The sequence below is a fragment of the Pseudomonas sp. MPB23 genome (genome assembly GCF_046605395.1).
Classification (GTDB): domain Bacteria; phylum Pseudomonadota; class Gammaproteobacteria; order Pseudomonadales; family Pseudomonadaceae; genus Aquipseudomonas.
On the sequence record NZ_CP176771.1, the window covers coordinates 1617031 to 1640210 of the forward strand.

Below are 23180 nucleotides of genomic sequence, written 5' to 3' on the forward strand. Positions count from 1 at the left end.
AGATAGGAATCAAACATGCTCGGAATCAATGACGCCGCCATCTTCATCATCCAGACCCTGGGAAGCCTGTACCTGCTGATCGTGCTGATGCGATTTGTCCTGCAACTGGTGCGGGCGAACTTCTACAACCCGCTGTGCCAGTTCGTGGTCAAGGCCACCCAACCGCTGCTCAAGCCACTGCGCCGGGTGATCCCGAGCCTGTTCGGCCTGGACATGTCGTCGCTGGTGCTGGCGCTGCTGCTGCAGATCCTGCTGTTCGTGGTGATCCTGATGCTCAACGGCTACCAGGCCTTCACCTTGCTGCTGTTGCCTTGGGCATTGATCGGCATCTTCTCGCTGTTTTTGAAGATCATTTTCTGGTCGATGATCATCAGCGTGATCCTCTCGTGGGTCGCTCCCGGCAGCCGCAGCCCGGGCGCCGAACTGGTCTACCAGATCACCGAGCCGGTGCTGGCGCCGTTCCGTCGCCTGATCCCCAACCTGGGCGGCCTGGATATCTCGCCGATCTTCGCGTTCATCGCGATCCAACTGGTGCAAAGCTGGGTGATTCCGCGCCTGGCGTTCTACGCCTTCATGCCCAAGGAACTGTTTGGCCTGATCTGACGCGAACCACCTGTGGAAGGGGCTTGCTCCCTTCCACATTTTGCCCCGCGCAGGCCTTCGCTTGCCGCTGGGGTCCCCGCTCTTTAGACTTACGCCTCATTTAAACGAGAGCAGGGTCGATGCCAACTGCCTTCCCCCCCGATTCTGTTGGACTGGTCGTGCCCCAAGTGGCGCACTTCAGCGAACCGCTGGCCCTGGCCTGCGGCCGTGCGCTGCCCGCCTACGACCTGATCTATGAAACCTACGGTCAACTGAACGCCACGGCGAGCAATGCCGTGCTGATCTGCCACGCCCTGTCCGGCCATCATCACGCGGCGGGCTTTCACAGCGTTGACGATCGCAAGCCCGGCTGGTGGGACAGTTGCATCGGCCCCGGCAAACCCATCGATACCAACAAGTTCTTTGTCGTCAGCCTGAACAACCTCGGCGGCTGCAACGGCTCCACCGGTCCCAGCAGCCTCAACCCGGAAACCGGCAAGCCGTTCGGTGCCGACTTCCCGGTGCTGACCGTGGAAGACTGGGTGCACAGCCAGGCGCGTCTGGCCGACCAACTGGGCATCGCACAATGGGCCGCCGTGATCGGCGGCAGCCTGGGCGGCATGCAGGCGCTGCAGTGGACCATCACCTACCCGGATCGCGTGCGCCACTGCCTGGCCATCGCTTCGGCCCCCAAGCTGTCGGCGCAGAACATCGCCTTCAACGAAGTGGCGCGCCAGGCGATCCTGACCGATCCGGACTTCCACGGCGGTTCGTTCCTGGAAGCGGGCGTGATCCCCAAGCGCGGCCTGATGCTGGCGCGAATGGTCGGGCACATCACCTACCTGTCCGACGATTCCATGGGCGAGAAATTCGGCCGTGGCCTCAAGAGTGAAAAGCTCAACTACGACTTCCACAGCGTCGAGTTCCAGGTGGAAAGCTACCTGCGCTACCAGGGCGAGGAGTTCTCCGGGCGTTTCGACGCCAACACCTACCTGCTGATGACCAAGGCACTGGACTACTTCGACCCGGCGGCGAACTTCAACGACGACCTGGCGAAAACCTTCGAGGGCGCCAAGGCCAAGTTCTGCGTGATGTCGTTCACCACCGACTGGCGCTTCTCGCCGGCCCGCTCCCGCGAGCTGGTGGATGCGCTGATGGAAGCCCGCAAAGACGTGTGCTACCTGGAAATCGATGCACCGCAAGGCCACGACGCCTTCCTGATTCCGATCCCGCGCTATCTGCAGGCCTTCAGCAACTACATGAACCGAATAGCACTGTGAGAACGCCATGAGAGCCGACCTGGACATCATCCAAGACTGGATACCCGCCGGCAGCCGCGTGCTCGACCTTGGCTGCGGCGATGGCGAACTGCTCAGCTGGCTGCGCGACAACAAGCAAGTCACCGGCTACGGCCTGGAAAACGACCCGGACAACATCGCCCAGTGCGTGGCCAAGGGCATCAACGTGATCGAGCAGGACCTGGACAAGGGCCTGGGCAACTTTGCCAGCAACAGCTTCGACATCGTGGTGATGACCCAGGCCCTGCAAGCGGTGCACTACCCGGACCGCATCCTCGACGAAATGCTGCGCGTGGGTCGCCAGTGCATCATCACCTTCCCCAACTTCGGCCACTGGCGCTGCCGCTGGTACCTGGCCACCAAGGGCCGCATGCCGGTCTCGGACTTCCTGCCCTATACCTGGTACAACACGCCCAACATCCACTTCTGCACCTTCGAAGACTTCGAAGCGCTGTGCAGCGAACGTGAAGCCAAGGTGATCAACCGCCTGGCCGTCGATCAACAGCACCGCCACGGCTGGGCGAGCAAGCTATGGCCTAACCTGTTGGGTGAAATCGGCATTTATCGGGTCAGTAGCCCGGGTCTGACGGACCACAAAATTGCCGTCTAACTATTTTCGAGGAGGACGAACATGAATCGCCTGGCTGTTTTTCTACTTACCGCGTGCCTGGGCGTCAGCGCCATGGCCGCTGACATTATCGACAGCAAGCGTCAAAAGGAATTTGGCGATATCACCGTGCACTACAACACCTTCACGTCCAGCTTCCTGCAACCGGAAACAGCCCAGGCGGTGGGTGTGGTGCGCAGCAAGAACAAAGGCTTGATCAACGTGTCAGTGGTCAAGGGCGTCACGCCGGTGTCGGCGCAGGTGACCGGTACGGTCAAGGACCTGAGCGGCAAGAGCGAAATACTGACGTTCAAGCAGATCACCGAGAAAGGTGCGATCTATTACCTCGCCCCTTACTCCGTGCCGCAACAGGAAGTGCGAATTTTCACCATCAACGTTGAAACCGGCGGCAAGGCCCACGGTTTCAGTTTCAACCAGGAACTGTTTCCGGCGGAATGATGAAGCTTACTCAACTGGTACTGGCCAGCCATAACGCCGGCAAACTCAAAGAACTGCAGGCCATGCTCGGCGAGTCCGTGCACCTGCGCTCGATCGGCGAATTCAGCCAGGTCGAGCCGGAAGAGACCGGTCTGTCGTTCGTCGAAAACGCCATCCTCAAGGTCCGCAACGCCGCACGTCTCTCCGGCCTGCCGGCACTGGCGGACGATTCGGGCCTGGCCGTGGACTTCCTTGGCGGCGCCCCCGGCATCTACTCGGCGCGTTATGCCGATGGCAAGGGCGACGCGGCCAACAACGCCAAACTGCTTGAGGCGCTCAAGGATGTACCGGACGCCGAGCGCGGCGCGCAGTTCGTCTGCGTGCTGGCCCTGGTACGACATGCCGATGACCCGCTGCCGATCCTGTGCGAGGGGTTGTGGCACGGACGCATCCTGCGGGCGGCCAGCGGTGAGCATGGGTTTGGCTACGACCCGCTGTTCTGGGTGCCGGAGCGTAATGTCTCCAGCGCCGAACTGAGCCCGGCCGACAAGAACCAGATCAGCCACCGCGCCCGCGCCATGGCGTTGCTGCGCCAGCGCCTGGGTTTGAAATGACCCGGAACACCTCTGCGCAGCCGCTGATCCACGGCGGCGCGCAAACACCCCGGGCGCCCCTGCCCCATCTGCCGCCCCTGGCGCTGTACATCCACATCCCGTGGTGCGTGCGCAAATGCCCGTATTGCGACTTCAACTCCCACACCGCCAGCCCCGTGTTGCCGGAAGAAGAGTACGTCGACGCGCTGCTGGCCGACCTCGATCAGGACCTGCACGCTGTTTATGGCAGGACGCTGAGTTCGATCTTCTTCGGTGGCGGCACGCCCAGCCTGTTCAGTGCCGCCGCGCTGGGCCGCCTGCTCAAGGGCGTGGAAGCGCGCATTCCGTTTGCCGACGACATCGAGATCACCCTGGAAGCCAACCCCGGCACCTTCGAACAAGAGAAGTTCGTGGCGTACCGCAAGCTGGGGATCAACCGCCTGTCCATCGGCATCCAGAGCTTCCAGCAGGCAAAGCTCGAGGCCCTGGGCCGCATCCACAACGGTGACGAAGCCGTGCGCGCCGCCGGTATGGCGCGCCTGGCCGGGTTCGACAACTTCAACCTGGACCTGATGCACGGTTTGCCCGATCAGTCCCTGGACGACGCCCTGAGCGACCTGCGCCAGGCGATCGCGCTCAAGCCCACGCATTTATCCTGGTACCAACTGACCCTGGAACCCAACACCGTGTTCTGGAACCAGCCGCCGACGCTGCCGGAAGACGACACCCTGTGGGACATCCAGGAAGCCGGCCAGGCGCTGCTCGCCGAACACGGTTACGCACAATATGAAGTCTCGGCCTACGCCCAATCGGGGCGTGCGGCGCGGCATAACCTGAACTACTGGAGCTTTGGCGACTTTATCGGCATCGGCGCCGGGGCCCACGGCAAGCTCAGCCATCCAGACGGGCGCATCGTGCGCACCTGGAAGACCCGCGCGCCCAAGGACTACCTCAACCCGGCCAAAAACGTGCTGGCCGGCGCGAACGAGCTGACCAACGAAGAACTGCCGTTCGAGTTTCTGATGAACGCCCTGCGCCTGACCGCAGGCGTCGAAGCCAGGCTCTACACCGAACGCACCGGTCTCGACCTGGCGAGCCTGGATGCAGCGCGGCGCGAGGCAGAACAAAGTGGCTTAATGCAGGTCGAACCGTCACGCCTGGCGGCGACCGACCGCGGGCAACTCTTTCTCAATGACCTGTTGCAGAAGTTTTTGAGCTGATCGCTCTTAAGGAAATCGAATGGATCTGGTACTCGACCTGCTCGCCACCGTATCCCGCTGGAGTCGCAGCAACCTATCGGAAATCTCCCTGGCTCTTGTCGGCTGTTTGCTGGTGCTGTTCGGCGCCGACATCAAGGGCTGGGTGGAAGCCCGCCTGGGCAGCATCGCCGGCGCGTTGCGCGTCCCGCTGATGGCCCTGCTGTGCATGATCGGCAGCGGCGCAGCGTTGATCTACGCCACACCGTGGATTGTGCGGGGGTTGAGCCAGTTCAATAACTACAGCCTGGCGCCGGTGCTGGTGGTGGTGCTGGTGTTGATTGGCGTCGTCGCCGACCGCCGCTGACCCCAAACCCAACACAAAACAAATGTGGGAGGGGGCAACCCCCCTCCCACATTTTTTACCGCATTCCAAGCCAATGACTTGTTAGTCGACTTTCTCGAACTTCAAATCCCACACCCCATGCCCCAACCGCTCGCCTCGGCGTTCGAACTTGGTGATCGGACGCTCGGCCGGGCGCGGCACGCATTGGCCGTCTTCGGCCAGGTTGCGGTAGCCAGGGGCGACGTTCATCACTTCCAGCATGTATTGCGCGTAGGGTTCCCAGTCGGTGGCCATGTGCAGGATACCGCCGACCTTGAGCTTGCTGCGCACCAGTTCGGCGAAGGAAGCCTGGACGATGCGGCGCTTGTGATGACGGCTCTTGTGCCAGGGGTCGGGGAAAAACAGCATCAGGCGGTCGAGGCTGTTGTCGGCGATGCAACGGTTGAGCACTTCGATCGCGTCGCAGTCGTAGACCCGCAGGTTGGTCAGCCCTTGGGTCAGCACGCCATTGAGCAGCGCGCCGACACCCGGACGGTGCACTTCCACACCGATGAAATCCTGTTCCGGCGCGGCGGCGGCCATTTCCAGCAGGGAGTGGCCCATGCCGAAGCCGATTTCCAGGGAGCGCGGGGCCGAACGGCCGAACACCTGGTCGTAGTCCACCGGCGCGTCGGCCAGGGGCAGGACGAACAGTGGCGTACCTTGCTCCAGGCCCTTTTGCTGGCCTTCGGTCATGCGACCGGCGCGCATCACAAAACTCTTGATGCGGCGGTGCTTGGACTCGTCGCTCTGTTCCACGGTGTTCGGCGTTTCGTTTGATTCAGTCATCAATGGCTCTTACTTGATCAGACCATCCAGCGGCGAGGAGGCGCTGGCGTAGAGTTTTTTCGGCATGCGACCGGCGAGGTAGGCCAGGCGGCCCGCGACGATCGCGTGTTTCATGGCTTCGGCCATCAGGACCGGTTGCTGGGCATGGGCGATGGCGGAGTTCATCAGCACCGCTTCGCAGCCCAGTTCCATGGCGATGGTGGCGTCGGACGCCGTGCCCACGCCGGCATCCACCAGCACCGGGATCTTGGCTTCTTCGAGGATGATCTGCAGGTTGTACGGATTGCAGATGCCCAGGCCGGAGCCGATCAGACCGGCCAGCGGCATCACGGCGATGCAGCCGATTTCGGCCAATTGGCGGGCGATGATCGGGTCGTCGCTGGTGTAGACCATCACGTCGAAGCCTTCCTTGACCAGCGTCTCGGCGGCCTTGAGGGTTTCGATCACGTTGGGGAACAGGGTTTTCTGGTCGGCCAGCACTTCCAGCTTCACCAGCTTGTGGCCATCGAGCAGCTCACGGGCCAGGCGGCAGGTGCGCACGGCTTCGATGGCGTCGTAGCAACCGGCGGTGTTCGGCAGGAAGGTGTAGCGATCAGGCGACAGGACTTCGAGCAGGTTCGGCTCGCCTTCGATCTGGCCCAGGTTGGTGCGGCGCACGGCGAACGTGACGATCTCGGCGCCCGAGGCTTCGATGGCCAGGCGGGTTTCTTCCATGTCGCGGTACTTACCGGTGCCGACCAGCAGACGGGACTGGTAGGTACGGCCGGCCAGGACGAAGGGCTTGTCGCTACGAACGATGCTCATGGGAAATCCTCGAAGTGGGGTGAGGTTCTGCAGAATGCGGAGTGGCGCGCGTGGACGCCGGACGACTAGCCGCCGCCGATGGCGTGGACCACTTCGACCTGGTCACCCTCGGTGAGCGCGGTCTCGGCGTGCTGGCTACGCGGGACGATATCCTGGTTGAGCTCCACTGCGACGCGACGCCCGGTCAGGTCCAGGCGGGTCAGCAGGGCCGCAACGGTTTCACCGTCGGGCAGTTCAAAGGATTCGCCGTTCAACTGAATGCGCATGCCACGGGCCGCCATCGTTTTTAGGGGCCAGCATTCTAGCCCGATCAACGGGGATGACCCAAGTCCTCCGGTCAGGCAGCCTGCAGGCGCCACGCTGCCAGGCCAAGGAAGAACCAGCCCAGCAGGAACGCCAGCCCGCCAAACGGCGTGATGATGCCCAGTTTGCTGATGCCGGTCATGGTCAGCACATACAGGCTGCCGGAGAACAGCAGAATACCGACGCTGAACGAGATGCCGGCCCACGTGACCAGCCGGCCAGGGATATGGGCAGCCAGTAACGCCACGCCAAACAGTGCGAGGGTGTGCACCAACTGGTAGGTCACGCCGGTGTGGAAGATCGTCAGGTACTCGGCGCTCAGGCGGTTTTTCAGGCCATGGGCGGCGAACGCACCGAGGGCGACGCCGGTGAAGCCAAAAAAGGCAGCCAGCATCAGAAAGCTACGCAGCATGAGGAACTCCAGTCAGACTCATTGGGCAGGGTCTGTATAATGGCCCGCTCAACGGGTTCGGCCAAGCCATCTCTATGCTGCGTGTCCTCTTCAAACGCTTTCTCAACGTCGTGAAATGGTTGGCCATCGGCAGTGTGCTGCTGGTGCTGCTGTTGCGTGTCGTCCCGCCGCCGTTCACCGCGCTGATGGTGGAGCGCAAGGTCGAATCCTGGTTCGACGGCGAACCCATTGACCTGCAGCGCACCTGGGTGCCGTGGGATCAGATCGCCGATGACCTCAAAGTGGCGGTGATGGCCGGCGAAGACCAGCGTTTCCCGCAGCATTGGGGCTTTGATTTCGGCGCGATTCAGGCAGCGCTGGCGCATAACGAGCGCGGCGGTTCGATCCGTGGCGCCAGTACCCTGAGCCAGCAGGTGTCGAAAAACCTGTTCCTGTGGTCCGGCCGCAGTTATCTGCGCAAGGGCCTGGAAGCCTGGTTTACCGGACTGATCGAGGTGCTGTGGCCCAAGCAACGGATTCTTGAGGTGTACCTCAACAGCGTGGAATGGGATGAAGGGGTGTTCGGTGCGCAAGCCGCGGCGCAGCATCACTTTGGCGTGAGTGCCAAGGCGCTTTCTCGGCAGCAGGCCAGCTATCTGGCGGCGGTGCTACCCAATCCTCGGGTATGGAGCGCCAGCCATCCAACCGCCTATGTGGCACGGCGGGCGGCATGGATTCGCCAGCAGATGAGCCAACTGGGTGGGGATGGCTATCTGGTTGAGTTGAACAATTCGCGCAAGGCGCCTTGGTCCGACTGACACAACACAAACAAATATGGGAGGGGGCTTGCTCCCGATGGCGGTGGTTCAGTCACCTTGATGTCGACTGATACTCAGCTATCGGGAGCAAGCCCCCTCCCACAGTTTTAAGCGGCGATCGACAGCTTCAGCTTGTTCATCGCGCTTTTCTCAAGCTGGCGAATCCGCTCGGCCGACACGTTGTACTTCTGCGCCAGGTCGTGCAGCGTGGCTTTTTCTTCGGCCAGCCAGCGCTGGTAGAGGATGTCACGGCTGCGGTCGTCCAGCACTTCCAGCGCTTCGTGCAGGTTCTGGTTGGAGTTGTCGCTCCAGTCGGCGTCTTCCAGTTGACGCGCCGGGTCGTACCGGTGGTCTTCCAGGTAGTTGGCCGGCGATTGGAAGGCGCTGTCGTCGTCCGCTTCAGCGGCCGGGTCGAAGGCCATGTCATGACCGGTCAGGCGACTTTCCATCTCGCGCACTTCACGGGGCTCCACGCCGAGGCTTTCGGCCACGCGGTGGACTTCCTCGTTGTTCAGCCACGCCAGGCGTTTCTTCTGGCTGCGCAGGTTGAAGAACAGCTTGCGCTGGGCCTTGGTGGTCGCCACTTTCACGATGCGCCAGTTGCGCAGGATGAATTCGTGGATTTCCGCCTTGATCCAGTGCACGGCGAACGACACCAGGCGCACACCCATTTCCGGGTTGAAGCGTTTCACAGCCTTCATCAAGCCGACGTTGCCTTCCTGGATCAGGTCAGCCTGGGCCAGACCGTAGCCGCTATAGCTACGGGCGATATGTACGACAAAACGCAGGTGGGCGAGCACCATCTGCCGAGCCGCCCCCAAATCCTGCTCATAGTAGAGACTCTCGGCCAGTTCACGCTCCTGCTCCGGCGTCAGCAATGGAATGCTGTTGACCGTGTGCACATAGGCCTCCAGGTTCGCACCCGGGACCAAGGCATAAACAGGTTGCAAAGAAGTGGTCATACGAAAAAACCTCCGACTCACATAACTCGTGCAGTTCAGCACTGCGAAAATTGACCGGGAACCGTAGGACAAGTTCCCTAAACCACTGATACGGTCAATACAAACGAAACCACATTACCCTGACATTAATTACTTCGGTGCCAGCTCACGTAAATGCCGTGCGACCGCAATCCACGCACCGATATACCCCAACAGGACCGCGCCAAGCAAGAGCGACAGCCCATCGGCCACCGGCACCCCGGCCAGGGCAAAATCACTGCCATACAAGCCGGCCAGCCCGACGACCGCGTCGTTCAGCCAGTCCAGGCCGAACGCCAATAAGCCCCAGGACAAAATCCCTGCACCGAAGCCATAAAGCGCGCCCATGTACAGAAAAGGACGACGCACATAGCTGTCCGTGCCGCCGACGAGTTTAATCACTTCTATCTCGGTGCGACGGTTTTCAATATGAAGACGAATGGTATTACCTATCACCAAAAGTAATGCAGACACCAACAACACCGTCAGGCCGAACACAAAACGGTCGCCCAGCTTGAGAATCGCGGCCAGGCGCTCTACCCAGACTAGATCAAGTTGCGCCTGTTGTACCTTGGGCATCTCTGCGAGTTTTTGTCGCAGGGCTTCCAGGGCCGGCTTGTCGACTTCATTCGGCGTCACCAGCACCACACCCGGCAGCGGGTTCTGCGGCAGTTCCTTGAGCGCTTCGCCCAGGCCGGACTGTTGCTGGAATTCCTCAAGGGCCTGATCGCGGCTGATGTACTCGGCATCCGCCACGCCGGGCAGGTTCTTGATCTCTTCGCGCAGGGCCTCGCCGTCTTTGGCGCTGGCATCCAGGTTCAGGTACAGCGAAATCTGAGCCGCGCGCTGCCAGGAACCGCCCAGGCGCTCCACATTATTAAGCAGCAGCGACAAGCCCATCGGCAGGCTCAAGGCCACGGCCATCACCAGGCAGGTGAAAAAACTGCCGATCGGCTGCTTGCCCAGGCGACGCAGGCTGTCGAGCAGGCTGGCGCGATGGCTTTCGATCCAGGCACGCAGCAGCGTGGCGAAATCCGGGCCGTCGTCGTCGTCGTGTTTTTTCTTTTTCGGTTGCGGGTCGGCCGGTTTCGGCGCCACGCGCTCGGAAACCTTGGGGCTACGCGTGGCACTCATACGCCAGCCTCCCCATCGCCGATCAGGCGACCGCGTTGCAGCGTCAGCATGCGATGGCGCATGCGCGCGATCAGTGCCAGGTCGTGACTGGCGATCAATACGCTGGTGCCCAGGCGATTGATGTCTTCGAACACGCCCATGATCTCGGCCGCCAGGCGCGGATCGAGGTTACCGGTGGGTTCGTCCGCCAGCAGCAAGGCCGGGCGGTGGACGATGGCGCGGGCAATGCCGACGCGCTGTTGCTGGCCGGTGGACAGGTCGCCGGGGTAGAGGTCGGTTTTGTCCGACAGCGCTACGCGCTCCAGCGCCGAGTCCACGCGCTTGATGATTTCAGCCTTGGACAGCCCAAGGATCTGCAACGGCAAGGCAATGTTGTTGAACACCGTGCGATCGAACAGTAACTGGTGGTTCTGGAATACCACGCCGATCTGGCGGCGCAGGAACGGAATCTGCGCATTGCTGATGGTGGCCAGGTCCTGGCCGGCCAGCAGCAGCTTGCCGGTGGTCGGGCGTTCCATGGCCAGCAGCAGGCGCAACAGGGTACTTTTGCCGGCGCCGGAATGGCCGGTGACAAACAAGAATTCGCCGCGACGCACTCGAAAACTCAGCTCATGCAAGCCGACATGCCCATTGGCATAGCGTTTACCGACCTGTTCGAATCGAATCATGAACGCTCCCGCTCGGCAAACAGTGCCTGGACAAAGGGCTCGGCTTCAAAAGTGCGCAGGTCGTCGATACCTTCACCAACGCCGATATAGCGAATCGGCAACCCGAACTGTTTGGCCAGGGCGAAAATCACGCCACCCTTGGCCGTGCCGTCGAGCTTAGTCAATGCCAGGCCAGTCAGTTGGACCGTCTGGTTGAATTGTTTGGCCTGGCTGATGGCGTTCTGGCCAGTACCGGCGTCAAGCACCAGCAGCACCTCGTGTGGAGCGTCGGCGTCGAGCTTGCCGATCACGCGGCGCACTTTCTTCAACTCTTCCATCAGGTTGTCTTTGGTGTGCAGGCGACCGGCGGTATCGGCGATCAGCACGTCGATGTTACGGGCCTTGGCGGCTTGCACGGCGTCGAAGATCACCGAGGCGGAATCGGCGCCGGTGTGCTGGGCGATCACCGGGATCTTGTTGCGCTCACCCCAGACCTGCAACTGCTCCACGGCGGCGGCGCGGAAGGTGTCGCCGGCGGCGAGCATGACTTTCTTGCCTTCCGACTGCAGCTTCTTGGCCAGTTTGCCGATGGTGGTGGTCTTGCCGGCGCCGTTGACGCCCACCACCAGGATCACAAACGGCTTCTTCGGCGTGATCACCAGCGGCGCTTCCACCGGCTTGAGCATTGCGGCCAGCTCGGCCTGCAGGGACTTGTACAACGCATCGGCGTCGGTCAACTGCTTGCGCGCGACCTTCTGGGTCAGGCTCTGGATGATCACGGCGGTGGCTTCGACGCCCACGTCGGCGGTCAGCAGGCGGGTTTCGATGTCTTCGAGCAGTTCGTCATCAATGACCTTCTTGCCCAGAAACAGGCTGGCCATGCCTTCGCCGATGCTGGCGCTGGTTTTGCTCAGGCCTTGCTTGAGGCGGGCGAAGAAGCCGGTTTTGCTGGTTTCGGCAGACGCGGCCGGAGCAGGTGCCGGCGCTTCAACGATGAGCGGCTGCGGCTCAACCACCACCGGGATCGGCGGCACCACATGCTCGGCCTGCACATCTTCAACCAGCGCGACGGGCTCTTCGGGCACCGGCAGTTGCGGCCACGGCGCATGCTCGGCGTCAGGTTCAGGCACCACCGGCTGCAACACCGGCTCAGCCATCGGCAACACGACCGGTGCCGGGGCCTCGGAAACCGGTACGGCGTCTACTTTGGGTTCAGGAATAGGCTCAGCTTGAACCTGCGGCTGTTCGACGACGGTTTCCTGCGGCTTTTTGCGCAGCCATCCGAACAGGCCTTTTTTCTCGCCAGCCGCAGCTGGGGTCTTCTTGTCGTCGTTGGAACCAAACATGGAGACGGCTATCTCAAGGTAGCGACGCGCCAGGGGCGCCTCGGTAAATAAAATTCAATGCAGAACAGACTGCTTTAACGCTCGCTCGTTCATGCGCAACATTTTGTAAGGCGTAAATAAAGGCCTCAACAAATCGATTCAATATAGGACTGCAGCGATAAAATCGTCGAAAAGTGGAAGATCGTCTGGGAAAACCACTGCGAACACCAACAAGCCTACAACTGAAACCAGAACCCTATGACGACCGTAGTGGCCGTCCACAAATCGGATCAGTATCCTAGCACCTCCTCGCCCGCCGACGCTAAGACCAAGCGGGCAGCCCAACAGGTTTAAAAACGAATGAATGCTCTAGCCCGCCGCGCCGCAGGCCTGCTGCTCAGCACAGTTTGTCTGCCCCTTTCAGCCCTGGCTGCCGACCCACAACCCACCCACGAATTCACCCTGGACAACGGCCTCAAGGTCGTCGTGCGCGAGGATCATCGCGCGCCGGTGGTGGTTTCCCAGGTTTGGTACAAAGTCGGTTCGAGCTACGAAACCCCGGGCCAGACCGGTTTGTCCCACGCCCTGGAACACATGATGTTCAAGGGCAGCGCCAAGGTCGGTCCCGGCGAAGCCTCGCTGATCCTGCGCGACCTGGGCGCCGAAGAGAACGCCTTCACCAGCGACGACTACACCGCCTACTACCAAGTGCTGGCCCGCGACCGCCTGGGCGTCGCCTTTGAGCTGGAAGCCGATCGCATGGCCAGCCTGCGCCTGCCGGCCGATGAGTTCAGCCGCGAAATCGAGGTCATCAAAGAAGAGCGCCGCCTGCGCACCGACGACAACCCCATGTCCAAGGCCTACGAGCGCTTCAAGGCCATGGCCTATCCGGCCAGTGGCTACCACACGCCGACCATCGGCTGGATGGCTGACCTGGACCGCATGAAGGTCGAGGAGCTGCGCCACTGGTACCAATCCTGGTACGTGCCGAACAACGCCACCCTGGTGGTGGTCGGCGACGTGACCCCGGACGAGGTAAAAACCCTGGCCCAGCGCTACTTCGGCCCGATCCCCAAGCGTGACGTGCCGCCAGCGAAAGTCCCCATGGAACTGGCCGAGCCCGGCGAGCGCCTGTTGACGCTGCACGTGAAGACCCAACTGCCAAGCGTGATCCTGGGCTTCAACGTTCCAGGCCTGGCCACCGCCGACGACAAGCGCTCGGTACAAGCCCTGCGCCTGCTCTCGGCCCTGCTGGATGGCGGCTACAGCGCGCGCATCTCCGAGCGGCTGGAGCGCGGTGAAGAGCTGGTATCCGCTGCCTCCACCAACTATGACGCCTACACCCGTGGCGACACGCTGTTCATGCTGACGGCCACCCCCAACCAGCAGAAGAAGAAAACCGTTGCCCAGGCAGAAGCCGGGCTGTGGCGCCTGCTGGAAGAGTTGAAAGCCAAACCGCCCACCGCCGAAGAACTGGAGCGTATCCGCGCCCAGGTGATTGCCGGCCTGGTGTACCAGCGCGACTCCATCACCAGCCAGGCCACGGCCATTGGCTCCCTGGAAACCGTTGGCCTGTCCTGGAAGTTGATGGACAGCGAATTGGCCGACCTGCAAAGCGTGACCCCGCAAGACATCCAGAACGCCGCGCGCACCTATTTCACCCGCGAACGTCTCAGCGTCGCCCATGTCCTGCCTGAGGAGACCGCTCATGAGTGATCGCAAAAGCAGCCGCCTGATCCTGCCCAGCCTGATCGCCGTCACGCTGATCGCGGCAAGTGCCGTGTACTTCCTGCGCCCGAGCGAGTCCGTCGCCAGCCAGGCGCTCGACAAGGCTCAATCGAGCGCCACCCTGCAATCCCTGGCGGAACTGGACGGCAAGGCGCCGACCAATCGCCAGCTCGACGTGCAAAGCTGGACCACCGCCGAAGGCGCCAAGGTGCTGTTCGTCGAAGCCCACGAACTGCCGATGTTCGACATGCGCATCCTGTTCGCCGCCGGCAGCAGCCAGGACGGCAACGTACCGGGCCTGGCGCTGATGACCAACGCCATGCTCAACGAAGGCATACCAGGCAAGGACGTCAGCCAGATCGCCAGTGGCTTTGAAGGCCTCGGCGCGGACTTCGGCAATGGCGCTTACCGCGACATGGCGCTGGTGTCCCTGCGCAGCCTGAGCGAGCGCGACAAACGCGACGCCGCACTGGCGCTGTTTGACCAGGTGATAGGCAAACCGACCTTCCCCGCCGACTCCCTGGCGCGGATCAAGAACCAGATCCTCGCGGGCTTCGAGTACCAGAAGCAGAACCCCGGCAAACTGGCGAGCATTGAGCTGTTCAAGCGCCTGTATGGCGATCACCCCTACGCGCACCCGAGCGAAGGCACGCCCGACAGCGTACCGAAGATTACCCTCGCGCAATTGCAGGGGTTCCACGCCAAGGCTTATGCCGCCGGTAACGCGGTGATTGCGGTGGTGGGCGACCTGACCCGCGCCGAAGCCGAAGCCATGACCGCCAAGGTCTCGGCATCGTTGCCCAAAGGCCCGGCCCTGGCGAAGATCGCCCAGCCAACCGAACCCAAGGCCGGCCTGAGCCATATCGAGTTCCCGTCCAAACAGACCCACCTGCTGTTCGCCCAATTGGGCATCGACCGTGCCGACCCCGACTACGCCGCCTTGTCCCTGGGCAACCAGATCCTCGGCGGCGGTGGCTTCGGCACCCGCTTGATGAGTGAAGTGCGCGAGAAACGTGGCCTGACCTATGGCGTCTACTCCGGCTTCTCGCCCATGCAGGTGCGCGGTCCGTTCATGATCAACCTGCAAACCCGCGCGGAAATGAGCGGCGGCACCCTGCGCCTGGTCGAAGATGTGCTGGCCGACTACCTCAAGACCGGTCCGACCCAGAAGGAACTGGACGACGCCAAGCGCGAGCTGGCGGGCAGCTTCCCGCTGTCCACCGCAAGCAACGCCGATATCGTCGGGCAGTTGGGTGCCATGGGTTTCTATAACCTGCCGCTGACCTATCTGGAAGATTTCATGAAACAATCCCAGGCCCTGACCACAGAGCAGGTCAAGGCTGCCTTGAACAAACACTTGAGCGCCGACAAGATGGTCATCGTGACCGCCGGCCCGACGATTGCGCAAAAGCCACTACCGCCCCCCACTGATAAACCTGCCGAGCAGCCGCTCGGGGTTCCGGAGCATTAATGGCCAGTTCATCTCGCCCGAAAAAACCCGTCCACAACGTGCATAACGGTGTGGGCCAACTGCGCATCATTGGCGGGGAATGGGGCAGCCGCAAGCTGAGCTTCCCCGACGTCGTAGGCCTGCGCCCGACGCCCGATCGCGTGCGCGAAACCCTGTTCAACTGGCTCGCACCGTACATCGGCGGGGCCAAGGTACTGGACCCGTTTGCCGGCAGCGGCGCGCTGTTCCTGGAGGCGCTGTCCCGTGGCGCGGCCCAGGCCCAGGCGCTGGATGCCAGCAATGTGGCGGTCTCCAGCCTCAAGGAACACCTGGGCACCCTGCGCTGCACCAATGGCCAGGTGCAGACGGCCGACGCCCTGCGCTACCTGGAAACCCAGGCGGCCAGTGAATACGACGTGGTGTTCCTCGATCCGCCGTTCAACCAGAACCTGCTGCCGACCGTGTGCGCCTTGCTGGAAGAGCGCCAATGGCTGGCGCCGGATGCGTGGATCTACACTGAGAGCGAGACCGCACCGTCGACGCTGGGCCTGCCTGGCGCCTGGCGCCTGCACCGGGAGCAAAAATCCGGGCGGGTGTATTACGCGTTGTGGCACCGCCTGGTCGAAAGCGCCGCATAAATGCCAGGCAGATGGCCTGTTGTGGCGAGCAAGTTCGCTCGTCACAACAGGCCCGCTTGCCACAGAGATGTTCATGACCCCTTCCAACCGCTTCACCCCCGCCTTCGGCCTCGGCAACCCCCACCTGCAAACGCTATGGGGGCCGCTGTGGCGTCCCACCACCCATATCGAACGCCAACGCGAACGCCTGTGGCTGCAAGACGGCGACTTTCTCGACCTCGACTGGCACGGTCCCCATGACGCACAAGCGCCGCTGGTGTTGGTGTTGCACGGATTGACCGGCTCTTCCAATTCGCCTTACGTGGCCGGCCTGCAAAAAGCCCTCGCCGCCCAGGGCTGGGCCAGCGCAGCCTTGAATTGGCGCGGCTGCTCGGGCGAGCCGAACCTATTGGCACGCAGCTATCACTCGGGCGCCAGCGAAGACCTGGCGGCGGCGATCGCGCACTTGCACGCCAAACGGCCGTTGGCTCCGCTGTATGCGGTGGGTTATTCCCTCGGCGGCAATGTGCTGCTCAAGCACTTGGGGGAAACCGGCGAGGCATCGGGGCTGCAAGGTGCTGCGGCCGTGTCGGTACCGTTTCGTCTGGATCAGTGCGCGGACCGCATCGGGCTGGGTTTTTCGCGGGTTTATCAAAAGCACTTCATGCGTGAAATGCTCGCGTATATCCGCGTCAAACAACGCCGTTTTGTGCAGGACGGTCGTGCCGACGGGCTGAAAACCCTGGAAGCCCTCGGCCCACTGGAGAAGATGCGCACGTTCTGGGACTTCGATGGCCGGGTCACCGCGCCATTGCACGGTTTCTTGAGTGCCGAGGACTATTACCGCCGCGCCTCGAGCCGTTACTACCTGGGCGCTGTCCGCACGCCGACCCTGATCATCCAGGCGGCGGATGACCCGTTCGTCTTCGCCCACAGCTTGCCCGAGGCCCGCGAGCTGTCGGACTGCACCGAGTTCGAATTGCTGGCCAAGGGTGGGCATGTGGGGTTTGTCGACGGTTCGCTGAGGCGCCCCGGCTATTACCTGGAGCGCAGAATCCCCCAATGGTTACTGGCGCAACGCGGCTAACCCGGTACCTTCCCCATAACCTGGATCGGGTCTAACTCAATCGCCGGTAGCGATCTGCCGCGCCGGATCGGTAATCCACTCGCTCCACGACCCTGCGTACAACTTGCCCAACGGATAACCCGCCAGGCTCAGGGCGAACAGGTTGTGGCACGCCGTCACGCCCGAGCCGCAATACGCCACCAGTTCATCCGGCGAGCGCCCCTGCAAGTGGGCGGCGAAGCGTTGCTTGAGCTGATCAGCCGGCAGGAAGCGGCCGTCGCTGCCCAGGTTTTCATTGAATGCCGCGCACTGCGCGCCGGGGATGTGCCCGGCCACCGGGTCGATGGGCTCTACGTCGCCGCGAAAGCGCGGTTGGGCGCGGGCATCAATCAGGGTCAGGCCGGGTTGGCCGAGACACTTTTGCAGGTGCTCGGCATCCAGCACCAGGCGATGGTCCGGCGTACCGGCAAAGGTGCCCGGCTCGATCACCGGCGCATCCAGGCTCAGGGGGAACCCGGCGGCGTGCCAGGCCTTGAGGCCACCGTCCAGAATGAACACGCCGTCACGCTTGCCCAGCCAGGCCAGCAACCACCAGGCGCGGGCGGCAAAGGCTCCGGGGCCGTCGTCGTAGAGCACCACGTCGGTATCGGCATTGATGCCCCAGGCCTGCAGTTGCTCGACGAACGTATCCGCCGCCGGCAACGGGTGGCGCCCGGTCACGCCCTTGGTCACGGGGCCACTGAGATGACGCTCCAGGTCAGCGTATTGCGCGCCTTCTATATGCCCTTCGCAATAGCTGCAACGCCCGTAGTCCGGGTCTTCCAGGGCAAAACGGCAATCCAGGATCACCAAGCCCGCCGACTGCTGGCGCTCGGCCAATTGCTGGGGGGTAATCAGTTGAGCAAGCGGCATGACGGACTCCTGTAAAAGATTCGGGAAAGGTCCTACTTCACTTCTTCCAGTGCCTGATTCAACGGCACGTAAAACTCCTTGAACAGCGCATCCACCGCCGCCTTCGCCTGGGGCGTGACAAACCCCGCCTCCAGCACCAGCACCTGATACACCCCGCGCTTGATCGCTTCGGCGCTCAAATGGGCGGAGTTTTCATTGGTGGTGCACAGGAAACGCACCCAGGAGGTAAGGATGATCCAGGCATTGAGGGTGAGGGCTTCGGTTTGCACCGGGTCCATATTGAGGATGCCCGCATCGACAAACCCCTGGTAAATGGCATTGCCCTGGATCAGGCAGCGCTGGGAAAACCGCCGGTAGCCGGTGGCCAGTTCCGGGTCGCTTTCCAGCAGGTGTTCGAGGTCGCGGTGCAGGAAACGGTAACGCCACATGCCGGCCAGTACGGCCTGCAGGTAGAAACGTTTGTCTTCTACCTGCATGGCGCGCCCCTGGGGCGGGCGCAGAAAACTGTCCACCAGGGCTTCGTATTCGCGGAACAGCACGGCGATGATCGCCTGCTTGTTGGGGAAGTGGTAGTACAGGTTGCCCGGCGAAATTTCCATATGGGCGGCAATATGGTTGGTGCTCACACTGCGCTCGCCCTGCTGGTTAAAAAGCTCCAGGCTGGTTTGCACAATGCGCTCGCTGGTCTTTACTCGTGGTGCCATAGGGGATCAGCTTCTATACACGTGATGGGGCATCTTACGGCCTATCCTTGTCGGGATAAATCAGCATGTCGCTGCGATGTCATTTGACAATTTAGAGCAATGACTCTAAAAATTCACGCAGACCTATAACAATCGGGAACTGCGCCATGTCTGCCACCATTGCCTACCTGCAAGAGTCCCCGGCGCTGGACCACCTCCAGACGCTCTTCGACGCTCAACGCCGCGCCTACGCCGCCAACCCGATGCCGCCGGCCGCGCAACGCCAGCAGTGGCTCAAGGCCCTGCGCGAGATGCTCAGCGACGAACGCCAGGCGCTGATCGACGCGATCAGCCAGGACTTCAGCCACCGCAGCGCAGACGAAACGCTGTTCGCCGAACTGATGCCCAGCCTCCACGGCATTCATTACGCCAGCAAACACCTCAAAGGCTGGATGAAACCGTCCCGTCGCGCTGTAGGTATCGCCTTCCAACCCGCGTCAGCCAAAGTTATCTATCAACCCCTGGGCGTGGTCGGCGTGATCGTGCCCTGGAACTACCCGCTGTACCTGGCCATCGGCCCACTGGTCGGGGCGTTGGCGGCCGGTAACCGGGTGATGCTCAAGCTCAGCGAGTCCACGCCGGCCACCGGCGAATTGCTCAAGACACTGCTGGCGAAAATCTTCCCCGAAGACCTGGTATGCGTGGTGCTCGGCGAGGCCGACGTGGGCATGGCCTTTTCCAGACTGCGCTTCGACCACCTGCTGTTCACCGGCGCCACCAGCATCGGCAAGCATGTGATGCGCGCCGCAGCCGAACACCTGACCCCGGTCACGCTGGAGCTGGGCGGCAAGTCGCCGGCGATCGTCTCCGCCGACGTGCCGCTCAAGGACGCTGCCGAACGCATCGCCTTCGGCAAGGCCTTGAATGCGGGGCAAACCTGCGTGGCCCCCGACTACGTGCTGGTGCCGGAAGATCGCGTCGACGGTTTCGTCGAGGCCTACAGCAAAGCGGTTCGCGGGTTTTATCCGACACTGGCCAATAACCCGGACTACACCGCCATCATCAACGAGCGGCAGTTGGCCAGGCTCAACGCCTATATCAAGGACGCCACCGACAAGGGCGCCACCCTGGTCCCGCTGTACGACCAGGGCCAGGCACGACGCATGGCCCACAGCCTGTTGTTGAATGTCAGCGACGACATGACCGTGATGCAGGACGAGATTTTCGGCCCGCTGCTGCCGATCGTGCCTTATCGCGGCCTGGACCAAGCCTTTGCCTACATCAACCAGCGGCCTCGCCCACTGGCCCTGTATTACTTCGGCTACAACAAGCGCGAACAGAATCGCGTACTCCACGAGACCCATTCGGGCGGCGTGTGCTTGAACGACACCCTCCTGCACGTGGCCCAGGACGACATGCCCTTTGGCGGCATCGGCGCATCGGGCATGGGCCATTACCACGGCCACGAAGGCTTCCTCACGTTCAGTAAAGCCAAGGGCGTGCTGGTGAAACAGCGCCTGAACGCGGCGAAGTTGATTTACCCGCCTTACGGCAAAGCCATCCAGAAGTTGATCCAGAAGCTGTTCGTCCGCTGACACCGCCACCTACGGGATAACAACAACAATGAACCCAAGCCTCACGGATTCACCCGCGCTGTCGCGGCGCGGCGTCTTGAAGATCGGCCTGTGCGCCAGTGCCTTCCTGGCCACGGCCGGGCTCGGCGCCAGCCTCAGCGGCTGCTCCAGCAGCACCCCGGCCAGCGGTTTTGCCATGCTGCGCAACAGTGACCTGCCGTTTCTGCGCGCGGTGATCCCGGTGCTGCTCGAAGGCGCGGCCAACGCCCAGGACGTGGTCGCCGGGATAGAGGACACCCTCAAACGCCTCGACTACAGCCTGCAGCACCTGTCGCCGGAGATGTTCAAGCTCACTCAGCAACTGTTCGACGTACTGGGCATGGGCATCACCCGTGGCCCGTTGACCGGCATCTGGGGCAGTTGGGAAAACGCCAGCAGCGAGCAGATCCGCAACTTCCTGCACCGCTGGGAAAACAGCTACCTGAACCTGCTACGCATGGGCCAGGGCTCGCTGCTCAAGCTGGTGATCATGGCCTGGTATTTCCGGCCGACGTCCTGGGTCCATTGCGGTTATCCCGGCCCGCCGAAGATCTGATCCGCATCCTCCACAATAAAAACTAGAGACGATCCTGATGCCCGTACCCGATCTCTTCCGCGACGGCTTGGCCCGTGGCTGGAAAACCCACAATGGCGCAGCCCTCGACCATGACCTGACCCTGGAAGCCGACGTCGCGATCATCGGCAGCGGTGCCGGCGGCGGCACCACCGCCGAAATCCTCAGCGCCGCCGGCTACAAGGTGCTGCTGATCGAAGAAGGCCCGCTCAAGACCAGCAGCGATTTCAAGCTGCTCGAACACGAGGCCTACACCAGCCTGTACCAGGAAGGCATTGGCCGCATGAGCAAGGACGGCGCGATCACCATCCTGCAGGGCCGCGCCGTGGGCGGTACCACGTTGATCAACTGGACTTCCAGCTTTCGCACGCCAGACGCCACCCTTTCTCACTGGGCCAGCGAATATGCGGTGAAGGGCCACAGCAGCGCCGAGATGGCACCGTGGTTCGAGAAGATGGAACAGCGCCTGGGCATCGCGCCCTGGGTCATGCCGCCCAACGCCAACAATGACGTGATCCGCAAAGGCTGCGAAAAACTCGGCTATAGCTGGCACGTGATCCCGCGCAATGTGCGCGGCTGCTTCAACCTGGGCTATTGCGGCATGGGCTGCCCGGTCAACGCCAAACAGTCGATGCTGGTGACCACCATCCCGTCCACCCTGGAAAAAGGCGGCGAACTGCTCTACCTGGCCCGCGCCGAACGCCTGGTCTACAGCGGCGACCACATCAATAGCCTGGAATGCGTGGCCATGGACGAACGCTGCGTGGCGCCGACTGGACGCAAGATCACGGTCAAGGCCAGGCATTACGTGCTGGCGGGTGGCGGCATCAACAGCCCGGCGCTGCTGATGCGCTCGGACGCCCCGGACCCGCATTCGCGGCTGGGCAAACGGACCTTTCTGCACCTGGTGAATTTCTCCGCGGCGCTGTTCGACGAGGTGATCAATCCGTTCTATGGCGCACCGCAGTCGATCTACTCCGACCATTTCCAATGGCAGGACGGCACCACCGGAAAAATGTCCTACAAGCTCGAGGCGCCGCCGCTGCACCCGGCGCTGGCCAGCACCCTGCTCGGGGGCTACGGCACCCAGAATGCCCTGGACATGAGCCAATTGCCCAATACCCACGCCATGCTTGCCCTGCTGCGCGACGGTTTCCACCCCGACAGCCCCGGCGGCAGCGTGGAACTGCGCGGCGACGGCACGCCGGTGCTCGACTATCAGGTTTCGCCCTACGCTTGGGACGGCCTGCGCCGGGCCTTTCACAGCATGGCCGAGATTCAGTTCGCGGCCGGCGCCAAGTCGGTCAAACCGTTACACCACGATGCGCGCTACGTGAAGACCCTGGCCGAAGCCCGCAGCCTGATCGACGGCTTGAACCTGGAACTGCACCGCACCTGCCTGGGCAGTGCGCATGTGATGGGCGGTTGTGCCATGGGCGAAGACCCGAAAAACGCAGTGGCCGACAGCCTCGGTCGCCATCACCAATTGCGCAACCTGTCGATCCACGATGGCTCGCTGTTCCCCACCAGCATTGGCGCCAACCCACAATTGTCGGTGTACGGATTGACCGCGCAACTGGCGAGCGCATTAGCCGAACGTCTTAAAACGGCGTGAAAAAACACGGTATTCACCAGGCCTATCTGCATAAGTTGACTTGGCCGACCGGGATGGCTGCGATACCATCCGGTTCCCCAACGGACTCCGCCAGGACGACGCGATGAACCGAGTGTTGTACCCAGGTACCTTCGACCCGATTACCAAAGGCCATGGCGATCTGGTCGAACGGGCCTCACGCTTGTTCGACCATGTGATCATCGCAGTCGCGGCCAGCCCCAAGAAAAACCCGCTGTTTCCCCTGGAACAGCGCGTGGAACTGGCGCGTGAGGTCACCAAGCACCTGCCCAACGTGGAAGTAGTGGGTTTTTCGACACTGCTGGCACACTTCGCCAAAGAGCAGAACGCCAATGTGTTCCTGCGTGGCCTGCGCGCGGTGTCGGACTTTGAATACGAATTCCAGCTCGCCAACATGAACCGCCAACTGGCGCCGGACGTGGAAAGCCTGTTCCTCACGCCGTCGGAGCGTTATTCGTTCATTTCCTCGACATTGGTCCGTGAAATCGCGGCATTGGGCGGGGATATCACCAAGTTCGTGCACCCAGCCGTGGCGGATGCGCTGACCCAACGCTTCAAGAAGTAAGACCGCTCAATCGGCGCCCGCTCGCACTGCGGGCGCCAATGCGGCACAA

Annotated in this window: 26 protein-coding genes; 16 read left to right on the forward strand and 10 right to left on the reverse strand. The window is 62.3% G+C overall.

The window, feature by feature from the left end:
- Positions 1–15 precede the first annotated feature (15 nt).
- The 7 genes from ACLH0J_RS07465 to ACLH0J_RS07495 all read left to right on the forward strand — a co-directional run bounded on the left by ACLH0J_RS07465 (position 16) and on the right by ACLH0J_RS07495 (position 5081).
- Positions 16–603, forward strand: a complete 588-nt coding sequence (locus ACLH0J_RS07465; protein WP_411391469.1) for a YggT family protein — start codon at positions 16–18, stop codon at positions 601–603.
- A 119-nt stretch (positions 604–722) separates the two neighbouring features.
- Positions 723–1862 (forward strand): homoserine O-succinyltransferase MetX, encoded by a 1140-nt coding sequence (metX, locus tag ACLH0J_RS07470; protein WP_411391470.1) that lies wholly within the window; start codon positions 723–725, stop codon positions 1860–1862.
- Positions 1863–1869: 7 nt separating this feature from the next.
- On the forward strand, positions 1870–2490 hold the full coding sequence (gene metW / locus ACLH0J_RS07475; RefSeq protein WP_321145465.1) for a methionine biosynthesis protein MetW: 621 nt from the start codon (positions 1870–1872) through the stop codon (positions 2488–2490).
- 21 nt (positions 2491–2511) lie between these two features.
- Complete coding sequence (locus ACLH0J_RS07480; protein ID WP_411391471.1) at positions 2512–2946, forward strand: DUF4426 domain-containing protein; 435 nt, start codon at positions 2512–2514, stop codon at positions 2944–2946.
- Complete coding sequence (rdgB, locus tag ACLH0J_RS07485; RefSeq protein ID WP_411391472.1) at positions 2943–3539, forward strand: RdgB/HAM1 family non-canonical purine NTP pyrophosphatase; 597 nt, start codon at positions 2943–2945, stop codon at positions 3537–3539. Before ACLH0J_RS07480 ends, rdgB begins: the two co-directional genes overlap by 4 nt.
- Positions 3536–4738 (forward strand): radical SAM family heme chaperone HemW, encoded by a 1203-nt coding sequence (gene hemW, locus ACLH0J_RS07490; RefSeq protein ID WP_411391473.1) that lies wholly within the window; start codon positions 3536–3538, stop codon positions 4736–4738. Before rdgB ends, hemW begins: the two co-directional genes overlap by 4 nt.
- 19 nt (positions 4739–4757) lie before the next feature.
- Positions 4758–5081, forward strand: coding sequence for a DUF3392 domain-containing protein (locus ACLH0J_RS07495; RefSeq protein ID WP_003176691.1), 324 nt, complete (start codon positions 4758–4760; stop codon positions 5079–5081).
- Positions 5082–5162: 81 nt separating this feature from the next.
- Here ACLH0J_RS07495 and trmB read toward each other — a convergent pair whose 3' ends face one another.
- From trmB to ACLH0J_RS07515, 4 genes are all read right to left on the reverse strand, one after another.
- On the reverse strand, positions 5163–5888 hold the full coding sequence (gene trmB / locus ACLH0J_RS07500) for a tRNA (guanosine(46)-N7)-methyltransferase TrmB (protein ID WP_411391474.1): 726 nt from the start codon (positions 5886–5888) through the stop codon (positions 5163–5165).
- A gap of 9 nt (positions 5889–5897) precedes the next feature.
- A complete protein-coding gene (locus ACLH0J_RS07505) occupies positions 5898–6692 on the reverse strand; it encodes a thiazole synthase (protein ID WP_411391475.1) in 795 nt (264 codons plus the stop codon).
- A gap of 65 nt (positions 6693–6757) precedes the next feature.
- On the reverse strand, positions 6758–6958 hold the full coding sequence (thiS, locus tag ACLH0J_RS07510) for a sulfur carrier protein ThiS (protein ID WP_010167710.1): 201 nt from the start codon (positions 6956–6958) through the stop codon (positions 6758–6760).
- A 71-nt stretch (positions 6959–7029) separates the two neighbouring features.
- Positions 7030–7407 carry a DUF423 domain-containing protein gene (locus ACLH0J_RS07515; protein WP_411391476.1) on the reverse strand — a complete coding sequence of 126 codons (378 nt, stop codon included), beginning with the start codon at positions 7405–7407 and terminating at the stop codon, positions 7030–7032.
- Between the two features lie 74 nt (positions 7408–7481).
- Between ACLH0J_RS07515 and mtgA the strand changes: the two genes are divergently transcribed.
- On the forward strand, positions 7482–8204 hold the full coding sequence (mtgA, locus tag ACLH0J_RS07520) for a monofunctional biosynthetic peptidoglycan transglycosylase (RefSeq protein ID WP_411391477.1): 723 nt from the start codon (positions 7482–7484) through the stop codon (positions 8202–8204).
- Positions 8205–8311: 107 nt separating this feature from the next.
- Here the strand turns inward: mtgA and rpoH are convergent, their stop codons facing one another.
- From rpoH to ftsY, 4 genes are all read right to left on the reverse strand, one after another.
- Entirely contained in the window at positions 8312–9166 is an 855-nt protein-coding gene (rpoH, locus tag ACLH0J_RS07525; RefSeq protein WP_411391478.1) for an RNA polymerase sigma factor RpoH, read from the reverse strand.
- A gap of 129 nt (positions 9167–9295) precedes the next feature.
- Complete coding sequence (gene ftsX, locus ACLH0J_RS07530) at positions 9296–10318, reverse strand: permease-like cell division protein FtsX (RefSeq protein ID WP_411391479.1); 1023 nt, start codon at positions 10316–10318, stop codon at positions 9296–9298.
- Positions 10315–10986 (reverse strand): cell division ATP-binding protein FtsE, encoded by a 672-nt coding sequence (ftsE, locus tag ACLH0J_RS07535; protein WP_017476533.1) that lies wholly within the window; start codon positions 10984–10986, stop codon positions 10315–10317. Before ftsE ends, ftsX begins: the two co-directional genes overlap by 4 nt.
- Positions 10983–12311, reverse strand: coding sequence for a signal recognition particle-docking protein FtsY (ftsY, locus tag ACLH0J_RS07540; RefSeq protein ID WP_411391480.1), 1329 nt, complete (start codon positions 12309–12311; stop codon positions 10983–10985). Before ftsY ends, ftsE begins: the two co-directional genes overlap by 4 nt.
- A 339-nt stretch (positions 12312–12650) precedes the next feature.
- Here ftsY and ACLH0J_RS07545 point away from each other — a divergent pair, with 339 nt between their 5' ends.
- The 4 genes from ACLH0J_RS07545 (at position 12651) to ACLH0J_RS07560 (ending at position 17172) form a co-directional block, all read left to right on the forward strand.
- The gene (locus ACLH0J_RS07545) at positions 12651–14006 is read left to right on the forward strand and encodes a M16 family metallopeptidase (RefSeq protein ID WP_411391481.1); all 1356 of its coding nucleotides are present in this window, start codon (positions 12651–12653) and stop codon (positions 14004–14006) included.
- Positions 13999–15489 carry a M16 family metallopeptidase gene (locus ACLH0J_RS07550; RefSeq protein ID WP_411391482.1) on the forward strand — a complete coding sequence of 497 codons (1491 nt, stop codon included), beginning with the start codon at positions 13999–14001 and terminating at the stop codon, positions 15487–15489. Before ACLH0J_RS07545 ends, ACLH0J_RS07550 begins: the two co-directional genes overlap by 8 nt.
- A complete protein-coding gene (gene rsmD, locus ACLH0J_RS07555; protein ID WP_010564406.1) occupies positions 15489–16106 on the forward strand; it encodes a 16S rRNA (guanine(966)-N(2))-methyltransferase RsmD in 618 nt (205 codons plus the stop codon). The genes ACLH0J_RS07550 and rsmD overlap by 1 nt, the downstream gene beginning before the upstream one ends.
- Before the next feature lie 73 nt (positions 16107–16179).
- The gene (locus ACLH0J_RS07560) at positions 16180–17172 is read left to right on the forward strand and encodes a hydrolase (protein WP_411391483.1); all 993 of its coding nucleotides are present in this window, start codon (positions 16180–16182) and stop codon (positions 17170–17172) included.
- A gap of 36 nt (positions 17173–17208) precedes the next feature.
- On the opposite strand, the gene ACLH0J_RS07565 is transcribed toward ACLH0J_RS07560, so the two are convergent.
- Entirely contained in the window at positions 17209–18063 is an 855-nt protein-coding gene (locus tag ACLH0J_RS07565; protein ID WP_411391484.1) for a sulfurtransferase, read from the reverse strand.
- A gap of 32 nt (positions 18064–18095) precedes the next feature.
- Positions 18096–18767, reverse strand: coding sequence for a TetR/AcrR family transcriptional regulator (locus ACLH0J_RS07570; protein WP_411391485.1), 672 nt, complete (start codon positions 18765–18767; stop codon positions 18096–18098).
- Between the two features lie 131 nt (positions 18768–18898).
- Here ACLH0J_RS07570 and ACLH0J_RS07575 point away from each other — a divergent pair, with 131 nt between their 5' ends.
- From ACLH0J_RS07575 to coaD, 4 genes are all read left to right on the forward strand, one after another.
- Positions 18899–20341 carry a coniferyl aldehyde dehydrogenase gene (locus ACLH0J_RS07575; protein WP_411392782.1) on the forward strand — a complete coding sequence of 481 codons (1443 nt, stop codon included), beginning with the start codon at positions 18899–18901 and terminating at the stop codon, positions 20339–20341.
- Between the two features lie 28 nt (positions 20342–20369).
- Complete coding sequence (locus ACLH0J_RS07580) at positions 20370–20915, forward strand: twin-arginine translocation pathway signal protein (protein WP_411391486.1); 546 nt, start codon at positions 20370–20372, stop codon at positions 20913–20915.
- 37 nt (positions 20916–20952) lie between these two features.
- On the forward strand, positions 20953–22548 hold the full coding sequence (locus tag ACLH0J_RS07585) for a GMC family oxidoreductase N-terminal domain-containing protein (RefSeq protein WP_411391487.1): 1596 nt from the start codon (positions 20953–20955) through the stop codon (positions 22546–22548).
- A 103-nt stretch (positions 22549–22651) separates the two neighbouring features.
- Positions 22652–23131, forward strand: a complete 480-nt coding sequence (gene coaD, locus ACLH0J_RS07590; protein ID WP_010564413.1) for a pantetheine-phosphate adenylyltransferase — start codon at positions 22652–22654, stop codon at positions 23129–23131.
- Positions 23132–23180: the final 49 nt, after the last annotated feature.

Coding starts and splice junctions, on each gene's coding strand:
- ftsY (WP_411391480.1), bottom strand. CDS start 12,311: ATGTTTGGTTCCAACGACGACAAGAAGACCCCAGCTGCGGCTGGCGAG.
- ACLH0J_RS07505 (WP_411391475.1), bottom strand. CDS start 6,692: ATGAGCATCGTTCGTAGCGACAAGCCCTTCGTCCTGGCCGGCCGTACC.
- rsmD (WP_010564406.1), top strand. CDS start 15,489: ATGGCCAGTTCATCTCGCCCGAAAAAACCCGTCCACAACGTGCATAAC.
- ACLH0J_RS07560 (WP_411391483.1), top strand. CDS start 16,180: ATGACCCCTTCCAACCGCTTCACCCCCGCCTTCGGCCTCGGCAACCCC.
- ACLH0J_RS07495 (WP_003176691.1), top strand. CDS start 4,758: ATGGATCTGGTACTCGACCTGCTCGCCACCGTATCCCGCTGGAGTCGC.
- metX (WP_411391470.1), top strand. CDS start 723: ATGCCAACTGCCTTCCCCCCCGATTCTGTTGGACTGGTCGTGCCCCAA.
- ftsE (WP_017476533.1), bottom strand. CDS start 10,986: ATGATTCGATTCGAACAGGTCGGTAAACGCTATGCCAATGGGCATGTC.
- ACLH0J_RS07515 (WP_411391476.1), bottom strand. CDS start 7,407: ATGCTGCGTAGCTTTCTGATGCTGGCTGCCTTTTTTGGCTTCACCGGC.
- ACLH0J_RS07550 (WP_411391482.1), top strand. CDS start 13,999: ATGAGTGATCGCAAAAGCAGCCGCCTGATCCTGCCCAGCCTGATCGCC.
- ACLH0J_RS07565 (WP_411391484.1), bottom strand. CDS start 18,063: ATGCCGCTTGCTCAACTGATTACCCCCCAGCAATTGGCCGAGCGCCAG.
- coaD (WP_010564413.1), top strand. CDS start 22,652: ATGAACCGAGTGTTGTACCCAGGTACCTTCGACCCGATTACCAAAGGC.
- thiS (WP_010167710.1), bottom strand. CDS start 6,958: ATGCGCATTCAGTTGAACGGCGAATCCTTTGAACTGCCCGACGGTGAA.
- metW (WP_321145465.1), top strand. CDS start 1,870: ATGAGAGCCGACCTGGACATCATCCAAGACTGGATACCCGCCGGCAGC.
- rdgB (WP_411391472.1), top strand. CDS start 2,943: ATGATGAAGCTTACTCAACTGGTACTGGCCAGCCATAACGCCGGCAAA.
- ACLH0J_RS07580 (WP_411391486.1), top strand. CDS start 20,370: ATGAACCCAAGCCTCACGGATTCACCCGCGCTGTCGCGGCGCGGCGTC.
- ftsX (WP_411391479.1), bottom strand. CDS start 10,318: ATGAGTGCCACGCGTAGCCCCAAGGTTTCCGAGCGCGTGGCGCCGAAA.
- ACLH0J_RS07585 (WP_411391487.1), top strand. CDS start 20,953: ATGCCCGTACCCGATCTCTTCCGCGACGGCTTGGCCCGTGGCTGGAAA.
- rpoH (WP_411391478.1), bottom strand. CDS start 9,166: ATGACCACTTCTTTGCAACCTGTTTATGCCTTGGTCCCGGGTGCGAAC.
- ACLH0J_RS07480 (WP_411391471.1), top strand. CDS start 2,512: ATGAATCGCCTGGCTGTTTTTCTACTTACCGCGTGCCTGGGCGTCAGC.
- ACLH0J_RS07570 (WP_411391485.1), bottom strand. CDS start 18,767: ATGGCACCACGAGTAAAGACCAGCGAGCGCATTGTGCAAACCAGCCTG.
- ACLH0J_RS07465 (WP_411391469.1), top strand. CDS start 16: ATGCTCGGAATCAATGACGCCGCCATCTTCATCATCCAGACCCTGGGA.
- ACLH0J_RS07545 (WP_411391481.1), top strand. CDS start 12,651: ATGAATGCTCTAGCCCGCCGCGCCGCAGGCCTGCTGCTCAGCACAGTT.
- mtgA (WP_411391477.1), top strand. CDS start 7,482: ATGCTGCGTGTCCTCTTCAAACGCTTTCTCAACGTCGTGAAATGGTTG.
- hemW (WP_411391473.1), top strand. CDS start 3,536: ATGACCCGGAACACCTCTGCGCAGCCGCTGATCCACGGCGGCGCGCAA.
- trmB (WP_411391474.1), bottom strand. CDS start 5,888: ATGACTGAATCAAACGAAACGCCGAACACCGTGGAACAGAGCGACGAG.